This is a genomic window from Lonsdalea quercina subsp. quercina (genome assembly GCF_000688655.1).
Classification (GTDB): Bacteria; Pseudomonadota; Gammaproteobacteria; order Enterobacterales; family Enterobacteriaceae; genus Lonsdalea; species Lonsdalea quercina.
Genome location: NZ_JIBO01000008.1, coordinates 191,803 through 214,096 on the forward strand (window position 1 = coordinate 191,803; position 22,294 = coordinate 214,096).

Annotated in this window: 15 protein-coding genes; all 15 read right to left on the reverse strand. The window is 51.9% G+C overall.

Translation table 11 applies throughout. The features are described from left to right. Window positions 1-14: 14 nt before the first annotated feature. The 15 genes from RZ35_RS09770 to wzc all read right to left on the reverse strand — a co-directional run bounded on the left by RZ35_RS09770 (window position 15) and on the right by wzc (window position 22,289). Window positions 15-266 carry a hypothetical protein gene (locus RZ35_RS09770; RefSeq protein WP_026743140.1) on the reverse strand — a complete coding sequence of 84 codons (252 nt, stop codon included), beginning with the start codon at window positions 264-266 and terminating at the stop codon, window positions 15-17. A 364-nt stretch (window positions 267-630) separates the two neighbouring features. Further along, window positions 631-2,037, reverse strand: a complete 1,407-nt coding sequence (gndA, locus tag RZ35_RS09775; protein ID WP_026743141.1) for an NADP-dependent phosphogluconate dehydrogenase — start codon at window positions 2,035-2,037, stop codon at window positions 631-633. A 167-nt stretch (window positions 2,038-2,204) separates the two neighbouring features. After that, complete coding sequence (locus tag RZ35_RS09780; protein ID WP_026743142.1) at window positions 2,205-3,110, reverse strand: sugar phosphate nucleotidyltransferase; 906 nt, start codon at window positions 3,108-3,110, stop codon at window positions 2,205-2,207. Window positions 3,111-3,185: 75 nt separating this feature from the next. After that, window positions 3,186-4,352: a nucleotide sugar dehydrogenase gene (locus tag RZ35_RS09785; RefSeq protein ID WP_026743143.1), complete on the reverse strand. Its 1,167-nt coding sequence runs from the start codon at window positions 4,350-4,352 to the stop codon at window positions 3,186-3,188. 95 nt (window positions 4,353-4,447) lie between these two features. Next, window positions 4,448-5,455 carry an NAD-dependent epimerase gene (locus tag RZ35_RS09790; RefSeq protein ID WP_026743144.1) on the reverse strand — a complete coding sequence of 336 codons (1,008 nt, stop codon included), beginning with the start codon at window positions 5,453-5,455 and terminating at the stop codon, window positions 4,448-4,450. Between the two features lie 218 nt (window positions 5,456-5,673). Further along, on the reverse strand, window positions 5,674-7,254 hold the full coding sequence (locus tag RZ35_RS09795) for a GH39 family glycosyl hydrolase (RefSeq protein ID WP_051625541.1): 1,581 nt from the start codon (window positions 7,252-7,254) through the stop codon (window positions 5,674-5,676). Window positions 7,255-7,503: 249 nt separating this feature from the next. Further along, a complete protein-coding gene (cpsG, locus tag RZ35_RS09800; protein ID WP_026743145.1) occupies window positions 7,504-8,871 on the reverse strand; it encodes a phosphomannomutase CpsG in 1,368 nt (455 codons plus the stop codon). 15 nt (window positions 8,872-8,886) lie between these two features. Further along, window positions 8,887-10,311 (reverse strand): mannose-1-phosphate guanylyltransferase/mannose-6-phosphate isomerase, encoded by a 1,425-nt coding sequence (locus RZ35_RS09805; protein WP_026743146.1) that lies wholly within the window; start codon window positions 10,309-10,311, stop codon window positions 8,887-8,889. Between the two features lie 905 nt (window positions 10,312-11,216). Continuing rightward, window positions 11,217-12,356 carry a glycosyltransferase gene (locus RZ35_RS09815; RefSeq protein ID WP_026743148.1) on the reverse strand — a complete coding sequence of 380 codons (1,140 nt, stop codon included), beginning with the start codon at window positions 12,354-12,356 and terminating at the stop codon, window positions 11,217-11,219. A 77-nt stretch (window positions 12,357-12,433) separates the two neighbouring features. Continuing rightward, window positions 12,434-13,267: a glycosyltransferase gene (locus RZ35_RS09820; RefSeq protein ID WP_051625542.1), complete on the reverse strand. Its 834-nt coding sequence runs from the start codon at window positions 13,265-13,267 to the stop codon at window positions 12,434-12,436. Between the two features lie 95 nt (window positions 13,268-13,362). After that, window positions 13,363-14,808 carry an MOP flippase family protein gene (locus tag RZ35_RS09825; protein WP_036153096.1) on the reverse strand — a complete coding sequence of 482 codons (1,446 nt, stop codon included), beginning with the start codon at window positions 14,806-14,808 and terminating at the stop codon, window positions 13,363-13,365. A 266-nt stretch (window positions 14,809-15,074) separates the two neighbouring features. Then, entirely contained in the window at window positions 15,075-16,484 is a 1,410-nt protein-coding gene (gene wcaJ / locus RZ35_RS09830) for an undecaprenyl-phosphate glucose phosphotransferase (protein ID WP_026743149.1), read from the reverse strand. 37 nt (window positions 16,485-16,521) lie between these two features. After that, window positions 16,522-17,676, reverse strand: coding sequence for a glycosyltransferase family 4 protein (locus RZ35_RS09835; protein WP_026743150.1), 1,155 nt, complete (start codon window positions 17,674-17,676; stop codon window positions 16,522-16,524). Window positions 17,677-17,703: 27 nt separating this feature from the next. Then, window positions 17,704-18,768, reverse strand: a complete 1,065-nt coding sequence (locus tag RZ35_RS09840; RefSeq protein WP_026743151.1) for a glycosyltransferase family 4 protein — start codon at window positions 18,766-18,768, stop codon at window positions 17,704-17,706. Between the two features lie 1,346 nt (window positions 18,769-20,114). Beyond that, window positions 20,115-22,289: a tyrosine-protein kinase Wzc gene (gene wzc / locus RZ35_RS09850; RefSeq protein ID WP_026743153.1), complete on the reverse strand. Its 2,175-nt coding sequence runs from the start codon at window positions 22,287-22,289 to the stop codon at window positions 20,115-20,117. Window positions 22,290-22,294 lie beyond the last annotated feature (5 nt).

The window sequence follows — 22,294 nt, forward strand, 5'->3', positions numbered from 1 at the left end:
TTATCTCAATCCCATTAACCCTGGGTTGATGTGACTGTAGAGGTACTTGTACCCGTGCTGTTGGACGTGCTGCTATCATTCGCAGTCGCCACGGTAGCGGCAGCAACGGCAGCCGCCGCTACGCCGACACCGACCGCCGTAGACGAACCGACGGCAGCTGAAGCGGCGCCAGCGCCACCCGCGCCGCCGAGCAATTCGCCCACAGCAGCATATGCACTGGAGGACATGGCCAAGGCCAGTACCGCAGTCATTAACGTTTTTTTCATCACAATTTCCTTCTTTCCTAGGAAGTACTACAGGACAGGAAAAGACCAAACTGACGGCCTTTCCTGCCCTACTTTTCAGCTGATTTCTCAGCCAAATCGGGCATTCACTGTCCTCAAACTCGGGGATATCATCATAATGAAAACGACGTTACATCATGATGCATGTAACAACTGCGTAGCCTTGCATTAAATAAATACAAAAATAGAGATGCGTGTTAACAACATACAGGAAGGAAATGACATTTCTCTGATTAGTTTTACTGCGTATTATTTTTTCGGAGCTGTCCGATAAGAAACGAGGGTGACGACCAAGGGCGAAACAACCGGGCGATAGACGCCCGGCTGGAGAGTATTAACGCAGCGTTTAGTCCAACCATTCGGTGTGGAATACGCCTTCTTTATCAGTGCGTTTGTAGGTGTGCGCGCCGAAATAGTCGCGCTGAGCTTGAATCAGGTTCGCTGGCAATACTTCAGAACGGTAGCTGTCGTAATACGCAATGGCCGCTGAGAAGGTCGGCACCGGGATACCGTGCTGGACGGCGTAGGCGACCACGTCGCGCAGCGCCTGCTGGTATTCGTCCGCGATCTGCTTGAAGTACGGCGCCAGCAACAGGTTAGCGATGGCCGCATTCTGCGTGTAAGCGTCGGTGATTTTCTGCAAAAACTGGGCGCGGATGATACAACCTGCGCGGAAAATCTTGGCGATTTCGCCGTAATTGAGATCCCAGCTGTTCTCTTCCGATGCCGCTTTAAGCTGAGAGAAGCCCTGTGCATAAGAGACGATTTTGCCCAGATACAGCGCGCGACGTACTTTCTCGACGAACTCCGCCTTGTCTCCCGCAAAAGTCTGAGCGGCAGGGCCGGACAGCACTTTAGATGCAGCAACACGCTGCGATTTCAGAGAGGACAGGTAGCGAGCGAAGACGGACTCGGTGATGAGCGACAGCGGCTCGCCCAGGNCCAGCGAGCTTTNGCTGGTCCATTTGCCGGTGCCTTTGTTGGCGGCTTCATCCAGAATGACGTCGACCAAATATTTTCCGTCTTCATCTTTTTTGGTGAAGATGTCGGCGGTGATCTCGATCAGGTAGCTGCTCAGCTCGCCTTTGTTCCNCTCAGAGAAGGTTTTTGCCAGCTCCTCGTTGCTCAGGTTGAGCGCCTGCTTCAACAGGGAATAGGCTTCCGCAATCAGCTGCATATCGCCGTATTCGATGCCGTTGTGCACCATTTTGACGTAGTGACCCGCGCCGTCGGCGCCGATATAAGTCACACACGCTTCGCCTTCCGCGCGCGCGGCGATTTTTTCCAAGATAGGCGCAACCAGTTCATAGGCTTCTTTCTGNCCGCCAGGCATGATGGACGGGCCTTTTAATGCCCCTTCTTCACCACCGGAAACGCCGGTGCCGATAAAGTTGAAGCCTTCAGCAGACAATTCACGGTTACGACGGATGGTGTCTTTGTAGAAGGTGTTGCCACCGTCTATCAGAATGTCGCCTTTTTCCAGATAGGGTTTGAGAGAAGCGATGGTTTTATCCGTGGCTTCACCCGCTTTCACCATTAACAGGATACGACGCGGCTTCTCCAGGGATTCCACGAATTCCTGCACGGTGTAGCAAGGCACCAGTTTTTTACCGGGATTCTCTGCAATCACCTCATCGGTTTTCTCAGCAGAACGGTTAAAGACTGAGACGGTATAGCCACGGCTTTCGATGTTCAGCGCCAGATTGCGCCCCATCACCGCCATACCGACAACGCCTATTTGCTGTTTGGACATTAAAGCAACTCCTGTTTGAAGGGTAACCTACCCGAGTCGCGGCTGGCGCGCCACAGGCAATCAAAAGCAGGCTGATATGGTAACTCAGCTCTTATCGAGTGGGTAGTAATTGGTTCGATAGGATAGGTCCCGCCCGGCACAAAACGGGCTCGGGCGGGAAGCTGTCGTCAGGCTGAGTGTTTTGCCAGCAGCTTTTCGATATTTTTCTTGAATGCCTTGCCCAGACTCGGATTACGCAATCCGTAGGAGACGAAAGCCTGAGCATAGCCCAGTTTACGACCACAGTTGAAGCTGCGGCCGGCCATCTCTACCGCGTCTACCTGCTGAGTTTTGATCAGTTCGGCAATCGCGTCCGTCAACTGAATCCGTCCCCAAGCGCCCGGCAGGATGTTGTTGATGATAGGCCAGGCGTCCGCCGTTAATACATAGCGGCCAACCGCAGACAGGTCGGAACCTTCCACCCGTGCCAGTTTGGGCTTTTCAATCATCGATGTGATAGCCGACGTCGCGCCCGGCTGGGTCAAGGGCTGTTCACATTCAACCACCGAGTATTCCGGCAGCGCCTCATACGGACGATGTTTCACCAGAACCTGGCTGTGGCCGGTTTCTTCGAAACGCGCAACCAGACGGGCCAGGTTTTCCGTGGACTGATCCGCGGAGCTTTCGTCCAGCACGACATCCGGCAGGACGACGACGAACGGCGCGTCGCCTACGATCGGGTATGCGCAAGATACCGCATGCCCCAATCCCAGGGTCTGCCCCTGACGCACGTTCATGATGGTCACGCCCGGCGGGCAGATGGCCTGCACTTCCTCCAGCAGCTGACGCTTGGCGCGCTCTTCCAGCAAGGACTCCAGCTCGAACGACGTATCGAAATGGTTTTCGATGGCGTTTTTCGACGCGTGGGTCACCAGCACAATTTCTTTAATGCCCGCGTTGGCGCACTCTTTTACGATTTTCTCAATTACCGGGCGATCCACCAGCGGCAGCATCTCTTTAGGAATTGCTTTGGTTACCGGCAACAGGTTCATACCCAGCCCGGCAACGGGAATCACTGCTTTTAATGTCGTCATCTATCGCTCTCTTAAACAGTCAGTCATTTCCGTGGCACTTCCCTAGCCGTGCCACACACTCTCTTAACCTTATACCTAATCTGAGCCAAAGAGATCGCGGGTAAAGACTTTTTCCGCAACATCAGACAATTCCGGGGCCATGCGGTTAGACAGAATCACATCGGAAATCTGTTTGAACTCTTCGAGATCCTTAATGACCTGGGAGTGGAAGAAGTTGTCTTCTTTCAGCGCCGGCTCGAAGACCACGACCTCGATTCCTTTCGCCTTGATGCGCTTCATTACGCCCTGAATAGCCGAGGCGCGGAAGTTGTCGGAGCCGCTTTTCATCACCAGGCGGTAGACGCCCACGACGGTAGGATTACGCTTGATTACCGCGTCGGCGATGAAATCTTTACGTGTGGTATTCGCATCCACAATCGCCCGGATCAGGTTGTTGGGCACCGCTTCGTAGTTAGCCAACAGCTGCTTGGTATCCTTCGGCAGGCAGTAGCCGCCGTAGCCAAAAGAAGGGTTGTTGTAATGCTGTCCTATGCGCGGATCCAGCCCAACGCCTTCGATGATCTGCTTGCTGTCCAGCCCCAGCGTCTGGGCGTAGGTGTCCAGCTCGTTGAAATAAGCCACGCGCATTGCCAGATAGGTATTGGCGAACAGCTTGATGGCCTCCGCTTCGGTGGAGTCGGTAAACAGCACCGGGATATCGGTTTTAATCGCGCCTTCCACCAGCAGATGCGCAAAGGTTTCAGCACGCTCGGAACGTTCGCCGATAACGATGCGCGAAGGATATAAGTTATCGTACAGCGCCTTGCCTTCCCGCAGGAATTCCGGCGAGAAGATGATGTTGTCGGTCTCGAACTCTTCTCTCAGCTGACGGGTGTAGCCGACGGGAACGGTCGATTTGATAATCATCACCGTATCAGGATTGTGCGCCAGCACATCACGAATAACCGCTTCGACCGAACTGGTGTTGAAGTAGTTGGTCTTAGGATCGTAGTCCGTCGGGGTGGCGATGATGACGAAATCGGCGTCTTCATAAGCCGCGACGGGATCCTGCGTGGCCCGGAAATTGAGCGCCGGATTACGCAGGAAATCCTCGATTTCCTTGTCGACGATAGGTGAAACACCTTTGTTAAGCATGTCGACCTTTTCGGCAACGATATCCAGCGCAACCACTTCATTGTGCTGCGCNAGCAGCATCGCATTCGACAAGCCGACATAGCCGGTACCTGCAATCGCAATTTTCATTTTAAATCACACTAATCCAACGTGGCATATAACTAAAATCACAGAAGAAATGGCCGTGCGGCAGAACACCGGCCGTCCGCGCTTCATCACCTCGCTCAGAGGCGGTAGAAACCGCGATACCAGTCAACAAACGCCTGCACGCCTTCGGCGACTTCCACCTGTGGGCGATAACCTGTCGTCGCAAACAGGTCGTCGGTATCGGCATAGGTCTGATACACGTCGCCTGCTTGCATCGGCATGAAGTTTTTCTTCGCTTCGATTCCCAGCGCGTTTTCCAGCGCCGTCACAAAGTCCATCAGCTTCACCGGACTGCCGTGGCCGATGTTGTAAACGCGATAAGGGGCGGAGCTATCGGCAGAAGAGCCGCTTTCCACTCGCCACGACGGGTCAGGCTGTGGAATAACATCCGCTATGCGCAGCACACCTTCCACAATATCGGTGACGTAGGTGAAATCCCGGCGCATGTCGCCGTGGTTGTAAATATCGATCGGCTCGCCGTTCAGCATGTTCTTGGTGAACTTGAACAAGGCCATATCCGGCCGCCCCCACGGACCGTACACGGTGAAAAAGCGCAGGCCGGTGGTCGGCAGGCCGTACAGATGCGAATAGGCATGCGACATCAGCTCATTGGATTTTTTGGTGGCCGCGTACAGCGACACCGGGTGATCCACGCTGTCCGCCGTCGAGAACGGCGTTTTATTGTTCAGCCCGTACACGGAGCTGGATGACGCATAGACCAGATGACCCACGCCATGGTGGCGGCACCCTTCCAGCACGTTGACGTGACCGGTCAGGTTGCTCTGGGCATACGCCAGCGGATTTTCCAGCGAGTAACGTACGCCCGCCTGCGCCGCCAGATGAATCACCCGATCAAATTTTTCCGCCGCAAACAACGCATGCACAGCCTTATCATCCGCAATATCCAGCTTCTCGAAACGGAAGTTGTCCAGCGGCCGCAGTTCGGCCAGGCGCGCCTCTTTGAGGGAGACGGCGTAGTAGTCGTTGAGATTATCTATCCCGACAACCTCGTGCCCAGCGGCACACAGCGACTGGCAAACATAAAAACCGATAAATCCGGCGGCTCCGGTGACAAGGAATTTCATCAGATGACTCATTGTTGTAGGTGAGATGAATCTTCGAATGATACCACCGAACGGTTTGATGCCGAATCGGAACATTGGAAGGTCTTGCGTCGATAACCCCTTCACCTGGTTAATAAAAATGCGGTCTTTAGCGACGCCTTGGTGAAGGCGTCTTTCGCGTCCGGTTCTGAGGTTCCTCCGCCGCCACCGCACACCCTGCGTCGTTGTTACCCGACATGTTATTCACTCAAATAGCGCGGGATTGGTCCCAGCATCCAGGTGTTTCCGTCAATATCCGTCTGATTGCCCTGCCAGTCCGTCTGCACTTTTTTCCCACCGTTCAGCGGCACGGCTTTCTTGTCTACGCCTACCGTCCACCCCACAAGCAGGTCTTTGCTGCCGTTGGAGAAGCGATAGACTTTGACGTCCGGTGCATCCACCACGGCATTTTTGAAGCGCATGCCGGTCAGCATGTGATTCATCACCGCCATCGCGCTGTACGCGGGTTTAGGCGTGTAGTCCTGATAGAGCAGACCAAAATTATGCTCTTTGTTGGTCCCGTCCGCGCCATCGTTGACAAAGTCATACCAAAACGTACTTCGAATGATGTTGAGGCGCTGGGCCTGGATTAAAGTCCTGAGCAAAAAAGCCGCCTGTATGGCTTCGCCATTGGCGTAAGGGATCGTCGTAGAAGGCCATCCAATCTCGGTGACATAGACCGGNGGGAAGCGACTTGCCGGGCGTTTTTCCAGCTTGATGTGGTTTTCCATCAACCGAGAGACGCTGCCGACGTTGACGCGTCCCCCCATTGGGGTGAACGGCGAGTTTTTCGCGGGATAGCCCACGTCCGGATTGAACGGCGACATGTAAGGGTGAATGCTAAAAGCATCCATGTACGCTTTGCCGCCATATTTAAAGATGCCGCCCGCACAGTCGCCGCCTGCCCCGCCGCCGAACCCGCCGCCGCCGCAGGCGATCACCGTCGAGTCTTTATCGACGCCTTTCACGGCGGTGTAGACCTGTTTCAAAAACGCCGTATATCCTTCCCAGTCCTTGGTGCCGAAAGTCTGTGGACGTGGTTCGTTCCATACTTCCCAGTGTTTCACCGTCTCGCGATAGCGTGACACGGTATTTTTAGCATAGTTGGCGAAGTGCTCGGCGTTACCGGCGATAGGACCGGGATAGACGCGCTCATTGGCGTAATCCAGCACCACCAGCGGTTTTAACTCCAGTTGACTCGCCAGCCGAATATAGTTGTCCATGTAGCCGGGATAAGCGAAACGGGCTTGGCTTTTTTCCACCGTGCTCCACGGGATCTCATCGCGGATCCAGCCGATACCCGCCGCCTTAATGAGCGGCATCGCTTTGTTGGCCTCCCAACGCCCCTGACCGAAATGGGTGTTCACGCCCACGGCATCGTTGAGCGGTCCAACGGGAGGAATGAGTGCGACGTTACGTTCGTCGAGCTTTTTGTCGTTGCCGTCGATGACGTTGATTTTATACAGGCCCAGCNCCGGAAACGTGATGTCGACGGTAGGCGAAATTTCGCCGCCGTTATCACTGTTTTTCAGAACTTTTTTGAAAAAAGGAATCGCCAGCAGATTACCGAGGTCGTCATATTGATAAGCCTCGACGACCGCTCCATCGTCCGGCAACCCCTGCAACGTGAAATGCTTGGGCGTGAGATCGCTGTAGATATATTGATTGTTATCGCTGAAGTAGTCCTGTTCGTTTTTCCCTGCTGACTGCGCGGCGAAAGACGTGGAAGCCAAGGAGGACAATAAATATAAACTCACGGACGTTTTTTTTAAGTTCTGCATACTGGCCTCTCACCTACCCAATAGTGGTCCGCGTAGGGCAAATGCGGATCAATGAAACGACTTCGGCAATGACGCGCAACAACGGAGCCACGCCGCATGACCACACCTCCACGATTGCATCCTCAGGCTGGCGCTTGGTGACGCGCCAGCCTGCGCTGCCAATCCACGTCTTCCCGTGAGATTCCGCCAACCGCCCGCCCCCGCCCGACTCGACAGTCCTGTGGAAAACAACGCCTCACGCGGGATGGTTTACTCGGAAAGCATCGCCAAAATTTCATCCGTTTTCTGTTTCATCAGCGCGATGTCATTTTTCGACTCCACGTTCAGGCGTACGACCGGCTCCGTGTTGGAAGAGCGCAGGTTGAAGCGCCAGGCGCCGAAAGACAGGCTGATGCCGTCCGTCTCGTCAATCGACTCCGCCGTCGCGGCATAGTGCGTTTTGACTTTGTCGATCGAGGCGGCCGGCCGCTGCAAGGTGACGTTGATCTCACCGGACGAGGGATAGGCCTCGATGCGGGACCGCACCATCTCCGCCAGCGTTTGCTGTTTGACACAGATCAATTCGGCTACCAGCAGCCACGGGATCATCCCGCTGTCGCAGTAGAAGAAATCGCGGAAGTAATGATGCGCGCTCATTTCGCCGCCGTAGATCGCATCTTCAGACCGCATCCGCTCTTTGATAAAGGCGTGACCGGTTTTCGACATGACCGGCTGGCCGCCGGACGTGGTGACGATATCCTCGGTATTCCAGCTAAGGCGAGGATCGTGGATAATTTTACTACCGGGATTTTTCTGCAAGAACGCTTCGGCCAGCAGCCCAACGATGTAATAGCCCTCAATGAAGTTGCCCTGATTATCGAACAGGAAGCAACGGTCGAAGTCGCCGTCAAACGCGATCCCCATGTCGGCGCCCGTTTCACGCACGGCATTCGTCGTATCAGCACGGCACTCCGGCAGCAGCGGGTTGGGGATACCATTCGGGAAGTGGCCGTCGGGCTGGTGATGCACCTTGATGAATTCGACCGGGACGTTCTTCTGCTTGAAAATCGCCTCTATGGCGTCAATGACATGCCCTGCCGCGCCGTTGCCGGAGTTCACCACTAATTTCAGCGGCGTCAGGTTGTCGAGGTTGATGTAAGACAGAATATGCTCGACGTAGGCAGGAAGCGTATTCTCTTTACGGTAGCCGCCGCGCGCACGTCCGTCATTGGAAAATGTATTGCTTTCCGCAATACGCTGGACTTCGCGTAAACCGGTATCGCCGCTGATCGGACGCGAATTTTCGCGCACCAGTTTCATCCCGTTGTAATTGATCGGGTTATGGCTGGCGGTCACTTCGATACCGCCGTCCGTGTTCAGATGCGAGGTGGCGAAATAAATCTCTTCCGTGCCCGAAAGGCCGATATCAATCACCTCGGTGCCCGCATCCTGTAGCCCTTTGGCCAGCGCCAATTTCAGGCTTTCGCTGGTCAAACGGACGTCGCTGCCCAGCACGATGGTTTTGGGCTTCAAATACTCCCCATAAGCGCGGCCGATCCGGTAGGCGATATCCTCATTCAGCTCTTCGCCCAGCTGTCCGCGGATGTCATATGCTTTGAAGCAGGTCAACTGATCCATTACCGATACCCTCTCTTAAACACGACCATAGCGATCTTTCAATCTGACGATGTCGTCTTCCGTTATGTGATGCCCCGAACGCACTTCGATCATGATCAGGTCGATCTGCCCGGGATTTTCCAGCGTATGTACGCTATTCGTCGGGATCACCGTGGACTGGTTCTCCGACAGATAAAATTCTTTGTTATCCACGTTCACTTTCGCCGTGCCGCTGACCACCNCCCAGTGCTCCGCGCGGTGGTAGTGCCGCTGAAGCGACAGCCCTTGTCCCGGATGCACCACGATGCGTTTCACCTGGTAATGGTCGCCGGCGTCGATGTTGGAGATGTTGCCCCACGGTCGGAAAGAGTATTGGTGTTCGCGGAAATGGTGCTGGCCACGCGTTTTCAGCTCCTCGACCACCTTCTTGACATCCTGAACGCGATCTTTGCGGGAGATCAGCAGCGCATCGTTGGTATTGATCACCACGACATCGTCCAGACCGATGGTGGCGACAAGCGCCGATTCCGAAGAGATGTAATTGTTACGTGAGTCGAAGGCGATCACCTCGCCCACGTTGACGTTGCCGTTTTCATCTTTCGCGGAGACATCCCACAACGAAGACCAGGAGCCGACGTCGCTCCAGCCCGCATCGATGGGGATCACCACCGCGTCGCTGGTTTTTTCCATCACGGCGTAGTCGATGGAGTCACTCGGGCACTGCGCGAAGCTCTCAGCGTCCACTCGAATGAAGTCCAAATCTTTCTGGCTACGCTCGATGCTTTCACGGGTGATCCGATAAATGTCCGGGCTGTGTTTCTCCAGCTCTTCCAGATATTTTCCCGCTTTGAACAGAAACATGCCGCTGTTCCAGCTGTAGCCGCCATCAGCGACATACGCTTCGGCCTTTGCCAGATCCGGCTTTTCGACAAAGGCGTCGACGCGGAAACAGGAGTCCGACAAGCCTTCGCCCTTTTTGATATAGCCATATCCGGTTTCCGGGTACTCCGGAATAATGCCGAACGTCACCAGCTGATTGTTCGCCGCGTAGTGCACCGCATCGATGATAGCGGCATGGAAATGATCTTCTTTCTTTATCAGATGGTCCGCTGCCAATACCAACAGCAAACTTTCCGGATCGCTCTGATTCGCCAGATGGGCAGCTAACGCAACCGCAGGCGCGGTATTTTTCCCCACCGGTTCAAGAATAATATTATTGTCAATCTTGTCGATTTCTCTTAATTGCTCGGCGACCAGAAAACGATGATTTTCATTACAAATGACCAGGGGCGGCTTGACCGAAATATTTTCGATCCCTTCAATTCTTGTCACCGTATTTTGCAGCAGACTTCCTACAGATTCGCCAATCGTCAAAAACTGTTTAGGGAATAATTCGCGGGATAAAGGCCATAGACGACTGCCTGTTCCGCCTGCCATTACGACGGGAATAATAGTTAACATAGCGTATCCTGGAAAATATCTGAGTGGAAAAGAAGGCTACTGATTTTTCAGCGTCCGACATTTTGGGTGTCTACCCGCAATAAAAGCCGAGATCAGCAGAAAAGTATCTCTGAATTTGAATGCGCACAGATCGGATAACACTCTTTTTAAAAAGACGTAATACCCTCTCACGCTGGGATATTGACGCGTCGAAATCGCCAGATCCCAGATTCTTTCTTTTCTTCTGAAGTCATTCATCGCCCCTTCCGTTCGGGACAAGGAGNGCGTCAAATAGCAGGTGGTGCTCAGCGTGATCGCCACGCCTTTACGCGCCAGCAGATGTATGCGGCGAAAGAAGCTGGTGTCGACGCCATAAAGCGCATAGTGCTCGTCGAACAACGAGAACCCATGCTGGCGAAACTTGTCGACCAGCGAACGACGGATGATCAGTCCCGATCCGATGGACACCGCAGAGAGAGGATCCAACACCTCGGCATCGGCGACCACGGCATTGTGCGACATGGGGTAATAGGTCTCTTTATCGAACACCGAAATAATTTTCGGGCATTCGACATCCGCCTCCCCTTTCAATAGCGCCTGCTGAAATGTTTCGTTAATCGTCGTGTCGTCATCCAACAAAACAAATTTTTCCGCTTCCGGATGAGAGTGAATATAACGATTGTAAATCACGCTCAACGAAGGATTATCCAGACAATTATTCAATTCGATTTTTCCGAAACGCTGTTGGAAAGCTTTCTCGGAAGTCGCATCAAGTTTAATCGACTGCGGACCATTATTATGAATAATCAGCTTTGCGGTTTTAAAGTCATAATCCGCCAGCGTAGATAATGTCGTGGACGCGGCGACCTGTTTATTATAAAGCACTACGACAACGACATAATTGCAATGCATTATAGGTTCCTTTATCACGATGCGTTTTCAACCGACGGCTGAATCAGGGCCGCATAAAAATCATTAATGAAGTCATCCTGATGACGCTGGATTAATGCCTTGAGCGACGTCCGGTAATTATCTTCCCCGTTCGATGTCATATGCTGCAACGTTACCCGGCTCATTTCGTCAATATTATGACTATCGAAAAGGTAGGTGGCGTTGAGATAATCCTTAATTCCATCAATTCGGGACGCAATTATTTTTTTATTCAGCAGCGCCGCTTCGATCAGCACCAGCGGTACGCCTTCAAACTTGGAAGGGATCACAATCAAATCCGCCTGCGACATAATCGCCAGCATATCGTCGCGATTCCCCAGCAGCTCGACGTGGTTATGCAGCTGATTCGCCGTAATAAACGCGCGAATGCGCGCTTTGTCTTCCCCTTCTCCCACCAGAAAACATTTCACGTTAGGCTGCTGGGCGATCACAGTCTTCAACGCGGTGAGATAGTCGATTTGCCCTTTCTGCTTGTCCAGCAGTCGCCCTGGGATCACCAGGGTAAACGTGCCCGGCGGCACATCGGACAGCGGCGTGGCGGCATCGGCGACATCCGCCTGCGGCTTACGATCGATGTAATTCGCCNCCACATCGACGGGCGTGTCGCGGCCGCTTTTTTGCTGCAAAGAAGCTTTGACGGAGTCGCTGATGGTGATGTAGCGCGCAGGCAGCCGATAAAGAATGGCGCAGAGCGCATCCTTAAACAGGTGGGTCGCGCTTTTACCGTACAGCTCGACGTAGCCGTGCGCCATCGGGATATAGGAGGTGACAGGGACCGAGATCAGACGAGCCGCCATGCTGCCCAGATTGCCGATTTCGATGCGTCCCTGAGAAACGACGACCGAGGTGGCATGATATTTCTGCAAAATTTTCTTTATTTTTAATATGTCGCCCCACATAAACCAGGTCACCAACGAGGCGAATTTGACCGTCTTGATCGGCACAGTGATGATCTGGTCAAAATGGCCGTGCTCCCGGCAGTACGCCAGGGCCTTGGGGTTATGCTCATTCAAAATCAGCACGCAGGGGAATTTGTCTGACACGCCGCAGGCGGCGGCGAGAAACATTTTCTCGTGGCCGCTGAAGATGTCAGTATCGCAATAAAAAACTCTCATAAAATTCACCGTAAATAACCTGACGAATAAGCCTGAGAGACTTTCATCCCAGGCTGTTGCCTACTCACCGCGAACGGTTATTTGTGCAGCAGACCTTTCAGGTAATACTTGGTGGCGCCTAAAAAGACGCGCGTATCTGTCAGCGTCAGCAGTTCGGAGAAGCTCAACTTCTCTTCAGCCGCCAGTTTGTATTGGAAGTACAGCGTCTTGATCGCCTTCTCATTCAACAGCGCCGCATGCTTGTTGATGAAGAATTCATAGCCGTTTTTGAGCTTTTTAGATTTGGTGATGCGATTGAAGCCGTGGTCAAGATACTGAATATAGGTGGCCCCGCCGATGCGATACCCGTTGCCGAACTTCGCCGCCAGACGCAGCCAGGTGTCGTAGTCCTGCCACGCCGGCGAGGCGTTGTCGAACCCGCCGATCTCACGCATATTCTCGGTGGTGGTAAACACCTGGTTGCCGATTACATTAGACTGGCAGAGGTCATCTAGCGTAATCACGCCCGCTTTGTCGAACTCGATGAAGTCGCCTTTGTCCCCCCGGAATACAATGCCGGACGAGATGTAGGGATAGCGGTTTTTTTCGAAGAACGTCACGAAGGTTTCGACTCTGTCCGGCGTAAATTCGTCGTCGTCATCCAGCCCGGTAATGTACTCGCCCTGCGCATATTTGATGGCCGTATTTCGGCAACCGCAGGCGCCTTTGGTATTTTCATTTTTGTAGAACCTGACAACGGTATCGCCGCCGACCAGGGACTTGACGACCTCTTCGGTATCATCGCTGGAACCGTCATCGACGACGATCACTTCGATATTTTTATAGGTTTGATTTTTGACGGACTCAACCGCGCGCTTAACTAAAGAAGAGCGATTATAGGTTGGTATGTAAACAGAAACCAAAGGACTCATATTCGATCCACCTCGATGAATTCATTAAATATAAAGAACCGGATGCGTTCTTTCATGCCAAGACATCAGCGTTATGATTTCCCTGTAAAACAGCGTTATATCAGCGCCTTTTTCTTTCTCTGCACGATCCCGGCTATCGTTGTGCGCAACGATTTATCCACCAGCAGCATGGCGACGGAGTAACTCGCTATCCCGCAGAGGATAGAAATCGCCAGCACCCATTCCGTGGTCAAAGATTGACCCAGCGCGGTTTTGACCCAATACACCAGCCCCACCATCAAAGCGCCTGATGCCAGAACCGGCAGGATGCGTTTGAAAAAGGCCACGACGGAGAAGCCAATCAGCGGTCTCACGCAAACGATGACCGGGATGAAGTTGAGAATGTTGGCGATGAAGTAAAGCTGGGAGAAGGTGACGATGTCATACCGAGACCCGATCATGAACGCGGACACTTGCAGAATGGCGCCAAGCACCCCCAGTATCATCAGGGTGTCTGTCCGCCCTTTCGACATAAACAAGGTGCCGGACGTGCTGAGAATGGACTGAATAATCGCCGTCGGCGCCAGCCAGACCAAAATCGTGGCGGTCAACGCCCATTTGTCGCCGAAGACGATGAGCACGAACTCCTTACTCAATATCGCAATCCCCATCATCAGAGGAACCACGAGCAGCAGGATGTAGTAGAGAACGTTGTAGTAGACTTCGCGTATTTTCTCCGGCTCGTCCTGATAGCGGCTCAGCNCGGGGAACAGCGCGCGCGACGCGACGAACGTCAGGCTTTGCAGGGGAAACAGCATGATGCGATAGGCCAACGAATAAGCGCCCAATATCAGCGAGGAAAAGTAGTGACCGATGATCATGCTGTCCGCGTTGCGGGAAAAGTAGTTGATGAAGTTGAACGCCGTGAGGTTGGCGCTGAACCCGAAGATACTTTTCAACTCGGCCTGATCCCAGAGATGAGCGAATGAGGGACGCCAGGAAGACGCCAGCCAGAGCTGAATCGTCGACATTACATTCAGCACGATGACCTGAGCGACCAGACTCATGACGCCATACCCCATCACCGCCAGCGTGACGGCGACGGCGAATGAAAACAGCGACGAAGTGATCTCAATGAAGGCCACTTTCTTGAACTGCGACTGGCGCTCCAACAGGGCCAAATGCGCGGCGGAGCTGCTTCCCAGCGGGAAACTCAGCGACAGTAGGCACAGGATCAGCACCAGCTTGTCCTGATTGAAGAAGATCGACACCACCGGAGACATCAGCACCACCACCAGGCAGACGCCCAGTCCCATAAAGATGTTCAGCCAGAACACGGCATTGATGGTCTTGTCCTGCAACTCTTTACGTTGAATGATGGCGGCAGATGTCCCCAAATCACGGACCAGCGTCGCCAGGTTGACGACGACTAACGCCATCGCCATCAGGCCGTACTCCTGCGGTGGGATCATCCGGGCTAATACCACGATATTCAATAGCTGGACGACGATCTTGAACCCTTGCGAAAACCCAACCCACTTTGTGTTAGAAATTAGTCCCATAGCGTTTTTTCTTTATTGATTATGAATAACAGCACAGAGCCTGACTTCTGACTCTATCTCCCTTCAACCGGACAAGGTTGAGTCATGTTGCGTGCTTGAATAACGCCAAACGTCTTGCAACCACGACGCTGTTGGACAAAGCGATTCCGTCTCCGTCAGGCAGAACCGGACAACAACAGCCGTGTCTCGCTGTCCGGCGCTTGCTTCTATTATTCGTTAACAGAGACAGGCGACGGTGCGGTCAATGCCGCATCCGTTCGGTCTGATTAATAGGCTGATTTATTGACGAAGCCTTTAAAGATGGTCAGGAAGATGATTTTGATGTCCAGCCACAGCGTCCAGTTCTGGATGTAGCTGAGGTCGAACTCCACCCGTTTCTCCATCTTGTCGAGAGTTTCAGTTTCTCCGCGCCAACCGTTAATCTGGGCCCAGCCGGTAATGCCGGGTTTCATCTTATGGCGCAGCATGTAGCCCTTGATCAATTTCCGGTATTGCTCGTTGTGCGCAACGGCATGGGGACGAGGACCAACGATGGACATATCGCCCAGGATGACGTTGAAGAACTGCGGCAGTTCATCCAACGAGGTACGGCGTAAGAACGCACCGACCGGCGTGATACGCGCATCCCCTTTCGTGGCTTGAATCACCTTGTNGCCATTTTCCATCACGCTCATGCTGCGGAATTTCCAGATCTCAATCGGCTTGCCGTCAATGCCGTAGCGTTTCTGGCGGAAGATCACCGGTCCTGGCGACGTGACCTTCACGGCAATTGAAATCAGGATCATCAGCGGTGAAATCAGCAATAGGATTATCGAGGCGATGACAATATCTTCGATTCGCTTGATAAGGACGTTAAGACCACTCATCGGCGTATCGTAAAGAGAGATAACGGGGATTCCATTTATCATTTCACTGCGTGACTGCAACATGCTGAACATGAGAATGTCCGGGATCAGCAAGACGGTGCAGGTGGTATCCGAAAGCTCCTGCAAAATGGTGTCGATAAGCTCGGAGTCTTTCATCGGCAAAGCGATATAGACCTTATCGATCTCGCCCCGCTTGGCGCTCTTGATCAGTTCATCAACGCCGCCGAGCTTTCGGACGTTGGCGGCTTCATAGGACTCCGCCACCGCGTCTTTTTCCGGCAGGNAGTAGCCGATCATGTTCAATCCCAGCCACGGCGCCCGGAGAATGCTTTCAATCATGTGCAGACCCGCCATCGAGTCGCCGATAATCACCACCCGGCGCGTATTGTAACCAAGCTGACGCAGGTATCTGACCGCGACTCGAATTAACAAACGCGACGAGATAAAGGAAATCAGCGAAATACTGAGCCACAGCGCATGATAGTAAAAGCCTATGAACTTGGTGGGGAAAATAGACAGTATTCCGGCGCTGAAAATAACGCTCAGCACCCAGTTGCGCATCAGTAGTTTGATTTCGCGTCGGAAACTGACGCCCCGCCATGAACGATAGAAATCAGTAATCCCCCCAAATAATTGAAAAATAGAAAGACTAATAAAGGCAAGCAACCAATGCTGAAGATCAATCTCACCGTTGACAAAAAAAGAGACAAGAAATGTACTCAGCAATATGGTTACTATATCGGTAAAACGCTGCAACATGGATATCATGGAGGCGTTTGTATAGACGATGTTACCTGGTTCTTTTAACATCATTTTTCTCATATAGATTTAGTTTGATGAGTCAGTCTCAATAAATAATCTTTTTGCTCTCGTCAAAAAGCTCCCATTTATTTTTTACATAGTTATCAAATTCAAGCTGAAACCGATTCACGGAAAACCGCAAGGCATTTTCCCGGCAATCCTCCGCAAGTAATTCCCCATCCAATTGTTCAAAATCGTTCACAGCCTGGCACAGCGAGGCCACCGTTTGCTGTTCGAAGAACAGGCCTGTCGGTTTATCTACCCCTAACGGACGCACGGTTTCTAACGCACCGCCTTTTCCGAAAGCAATCACCGGCGTGCCACAAGCCTGAGCTTCGACGGGTGAAATACCAAAATCTTCTTCCGCCGCGAAAACAAACGCCTTCGCGCGCTGCATGTAGTCAATGAGGGCGGCATCGCTCTGATAACCGAGCAGTTCAATATTCGGTTTCGCCAGGGATTTGATTTTCTCCATATCGGAACCGTCGCCAATTACCAGTAATTTTTTGTCTGGCATATTTGCAAACGCTTCCACGATCAGGTCCACTTTTTTATAAGGAACCAGTCGAGACGCCGTTAAATAGAATTCTTCTTTCTTTTCGGAGAACTCAAAGCTTGAAATATCGACCGGCGGATAAATCACATCAGCTTCACGGCGATAGATTTTATTTATTCTTCGGGCGATAAATTGAGAGTTCGCCACAAAGTGGTCTACGCCGTTGGCAGTACGGTAATCCCAAAGCCGCAGCTTGTGCAATAGGACTTTGGCGATAAAACCTTTCATCCCTTTATTCAGTCCGGTCTCTTTAAGATATTGATGCTGTAAATCCCAAGCGTAGCGCATAGGTGAATGCACATAACTAATATGTAATTGATCCGGCCCGGTAATAACTCCTTTCGCCACCGCATGGCTGCTGGATAAAACGACGTCATAACCCGAAACGTCTAATTGCTCAATCGCCAACGGCATAAAAGGCAGATATTTCTGATAGCTTTTTTTGGCCTTGGGAAACTTTTGAATAAAGGTGGTCGTCGCCTGTTTATTGGCAATTAACTCACGGCTTTTTTCATCAAAAAAATCGATGACTGAGTAAAGTTCTGCTTTGGGATAAACTGCCAGCATTTCTTTGAGCACTTTCTCTGCGCCTGCATAGGTCACCAGCCAGTCCGTCACGATCCCTACTTTGTAGTTATCTGACATATTCATCTCCCTAAAAATAAAAAATAATCAGCGTTTAACTAAAACGCCATCAATAATATGACTGAGTTGTTCTGCGGATTTATTCCAGGAGAATCTTTCTATATTTTCATATCCCTTTTGAATAAGAGAACTCCTCAAATCAGGATCAGAAATCACCGAAGTGATCTTTTCACCCATATCCTCAATATTTAGCGGTGAAAAAAACGTCGCGCTGTCGCCTAACACTTCCGGCATCGACGCTGCGTTAGAGGAAATCACCGGACAGCCGCACGCCTGAGCTTCCAGCGGGGGAATGCCGAAGCCTTCATACAGCGATGGGAAAATAAAGGCCGTGGCGTTGCGATAGAGCGCCAGCAAATCGTCATCGCTGACGCGGCCGACGAATTGAATACGGCGTTCGTCGAGATCTTGCAGATAACTCTGTTTTTTAAAACTCCCTGAGCCGCCGCCAACCACTTTCAACGTAATGTCTTTATTGTCCAGCTGGCTGAATGCTTCGATCAGACTATGGAAGTTCTTGTGATAATTCGGCGACGATACGGCCAGCAAATAGGCGTCGCGACTATCTTCGGCGCTGACTTTGCCGTTTCCGTTGAATTTACCGCTGACCGCATTGTAAACCACGGCGATTTTATGAGGATCGATGTGATAGTGTTTTCCCAGTTCCAGCTTCGAGAATTCGCTCACGGTGATCAACTTATGAGAATTTTTAATCATCAGCGGAACTAAGGTGTTATACAGCAGCCTGAATTTTTTGGAGTAGCTCTGCGGATAGCGTTTATACGTGACATCATGGTGTGTCACAATTTTGTTTTTATAAAAAACGGGTGCTGTACTACACAAATTAATTAATAAAGGCGAACCGTTCCGCTTGAGATAGTTGGGGAGATCGTATTGCTCCCAGATATGGCCGCTGTTTTTACCGATGATTTTGACGTTGAGCTGTTTAGCGACATCCTGTCTCGCTATATTGCGCGGTGACAGGAACACCACGTCATCTCTCATCGTATTCAGAGACAGGCTCAGTTCTTCTGCAAAGCGCTGCACCCCGGTAATATCTTGAGTCAGAAACCTGGCATTGACGAAAATCACATAATCACCTTGATTGTCTGGTTGAAGTTATCGATATCATCCCTAACGATATTGTTTGTTCGTGATGATGTAGTAGTACGTGAGGATAATGAAGCTATCGACGGTGAAGAGCGTGACGGTCTGTGTAAAACAGATCAGGATCCCCATGTCATAGCTATCCAACTTCAATAAGACCGAAGCCAGAAATAAAGTCGCCAGTCCAAATAGGCCCATTTCCACCAAAATGCCCGACAGCCCAATATTGGGTTTCAATCCTTTAGGCTCAAAGAAACCAATGATCGGCTGGCTGGTGTTGAAACACTGATACTCTCTGTCACAACCAAACAGCAGGTTCGGTAGCTTCATATCCGTTAATAAATAAGACGGCGAAAAACGATGAGCGAAGGATTCATGATCGTAAAAGTAATCCGGCGACCCCACATTCAGGTAGTTAGCCAGGCACACGGATAGAAATATGAACGCAATAATCGTGATGTTGACGGGTATTTTACGAATGTAGTGCCGCAGCAAATACAGGAACAAGAAGATAAACAACACCAGAGAGACTTTGGACAGGCTGAACATAAAGGCCAGAATGAAAATCAGTATCTCTTTTTTCGTCAGCTTTTTATCTCTTGCCCTGATAATGAAGGTAATCAGNAAAAGCGACACGAAAAAGCCAGCCTCTCGGGATAACCCCGACATACGCGGCAGAAAGAACACGACATATTGGTTAGTGTATGTCTCCGTCGCGTAGGCTCCCCACAGGAGGGTCGATATTGCGCTGGGGCCAAGCATGGCGGAATACTCTTGCCCAAACTGAAAAGCGATAAATTGCAGCACGCACCACAGCGCCGAAAAAATCAGGCAGACAAAAATCTTATCGACGATCGGCCTACCCACTTTGATCAGGTAAATCACGCCAAGGCTAATGGCGGCGCCTTTAACCGCGATATCAATTCGTCCAATCAGCAGACAGAAGCTCAGAAAGAGCAGAATGAACAGCGTGGGTTTTAAATTGACCTTTTTAAGTAACGCGAGAAAGTGAAAATCTAAAAACACCAGTGGCAGCCACAAATACACGGTCATGTCACTGATATAAGGATTCAGCGGCGTAGCGACAAACAAGGCAGCGATCAGCCAACGCAATGTCGATGTCAGAGCACCTTCCCTAGATTTCACTACCGGGGCGTTACTTTCGATTGCAATAGACATTAGCGAGTACGCTCTAAATAAAATGAACTACAGATAGGTGGATGGCAGACGTCGGACGACGATATCGCGGGAGTGAGGCCTGGAAGTCCTTGGATACGAGACTTCCAGGCCATTCGACGTCGAAGATACGCCCAGCGATGAATCAGCGGTCGTTACTTATCCGACTTATATTCATACGCGTAGTAGTGGTAACTGCCATCTCCGTAGTAGCTGGCCGCGCGTTTTACGACGGCATTCAAGATCACGCCTTTGATCTCTGCGCCATTCTGTTCGAAGCGACGGATGCTGACTTCGATCTCTTTCGGCGTGTTCACCAGGAAGCGTGCCACCAGCAGCGACGTGCCCACCTGACGGCTGATGATCGCCGCGTCGGTCACGGCCAGGATCGGCGGCGTATCCAGCAGCACAATGTCGAAGTTTTCGCTCGCCCACCCCAGAAAACGAGAGAAGTTGTTGTGCATTAGCAGTTCCGACGGGTTTGGCGGGATCTGCCCGCGCGGAATAAAGCTCAGATTTTCCTGCGCCGTCTGACGCACCGTGGTTTCAGCGGCAAGCTGTCCAGACAGAATGTCCGACAACCCTTTATCGCCGCTCGTCCCCATCAATTGGTGGGCATAACCTTTACGCATATCGCAGTCCACCACCAGAACGCGCTGACCGGACTGGGCGATGACGGCGCCGAGGTTGGCGCTGATGAAGGACTTGCCGATCCCGGGGCTGGCGCCGGAAATCATCAGTACATTATTCTTCGCTTCCATCATGGCGAAGTGCAAGCTGGTGCGCAGGCTCCGGATCGCCTCGATAGCCAGATCGGTCGGATTGCCCATCGCCAACAGAGCAGGCACCGTTGGGCTGCCCCGTTTATGTCTGACGGCCATTTCGCGATCTTTCTTCTGCTGCCATTCAGACAGTGGCACGCTGGCGTATACGTTGACGCCCAGCGCCTCCAACTGTTCAGGGTTTTCGATCCCTTTATGCAGTACGGTTTTAAGCACGACGAAAGCGACGGACACCATGCTGCCGAGGATGACAGACAGCAATACCATCAGCGCTTTCTTCGGTTTCACCGGACTCATTTCCACCATCGCAGAGTCGATGATTCGCACGTTGCCGACGGTGCTGGCCTTGTTGATGCTCAGCTCCTGCTGCTTGTTCATCAGTTGGACATAAACTTCCTGTCCGACGTTGACGTCACGCGTCAACCGCAGAATTTCCTGTTGCGTCTTCGGCATGCTGTTGACGCGTTTGTTCAGCTTGTCCCGCTCGTCTTCCAGCGNTTTGCGTTTTTCCATCAGGGCGCGGTACGCCGGATGCTCCTTGGTGTAGAGCTTGGAAATTTCCGCCTCTTTGAAGGTAAGCTCGTTCAACTGAGATTCCACGCCCACAATCGTATCCAGCACGGACTTCGCTTCCAGCGAGAGATCCACCGAGTCATTCTGTTGGCGGAACAGATTCAGCTTGTTCTCCGCCTCATCCAACGAGGTCCGCACGATGGGTAACTGCCCTTTCAGAAATTCCAGACTTTTCGCCGCTTCCGCCGATTTACGTTCAACATTCTGCTGTAGATAATTATTGGCGATGCTGTCCAGAATCTTTTGAGTCTTCTCCGGATTAACGCCTTCCAGCGTCAACGATAATACGCCGGTATCTTTGCCTTTATCCGCCACCGACATCGCGTTCAGCGTTTTATTAATTGCCGTCAGCTCGTCCAGTTTGCGCACGTTGAATTCCGTTCCTTCCGGCGCTTCAATATCGCTCACCAGAATAGAAATCCTATCGCGACTTTCCAGCTGTCCGACTTTTCCCGTCATATCCACACGGCCGTCGCTGTCGGTCAGGCGATAACGTCCGCCGGCTAAAACTTCCAACGTCAGCATTTTGTTCATTAATATGCCGGGAACTTGCAAGCGGGAAATGGCGATATTGCCGGGTTTTTGATTAATGATCCGCGCAACGCCTTTACCGATGCCCGGGAAATACTTTTGCTCCACCTCCGTGTCCAAAGATAAATCTTGAACGGTTTTTCCAATCACCATACGGGATTTGATTAATTCAATCTCGGCGGCAGATTGCGGCTTGGCGTCAGGCAACATGCTGGAGACATCTTTTAAGAGGCTGTCCCCCGCATCCTGTTCCACCTGAATCAACGCATCGGCGCGATAAATAGGCGTCGCCATTAATACATAGAGAATGCCGAGAACAGTAAAAATGGTGGTGACGCTGATAATAAGCCAGCGGTTATCCAGCATTGTTCCCAGTAAACGGCCCAAATCGACATCGTCTGATTTATCAATTTCAGATGTTTTCACGGCAATTTTCTCTGACATCTTAA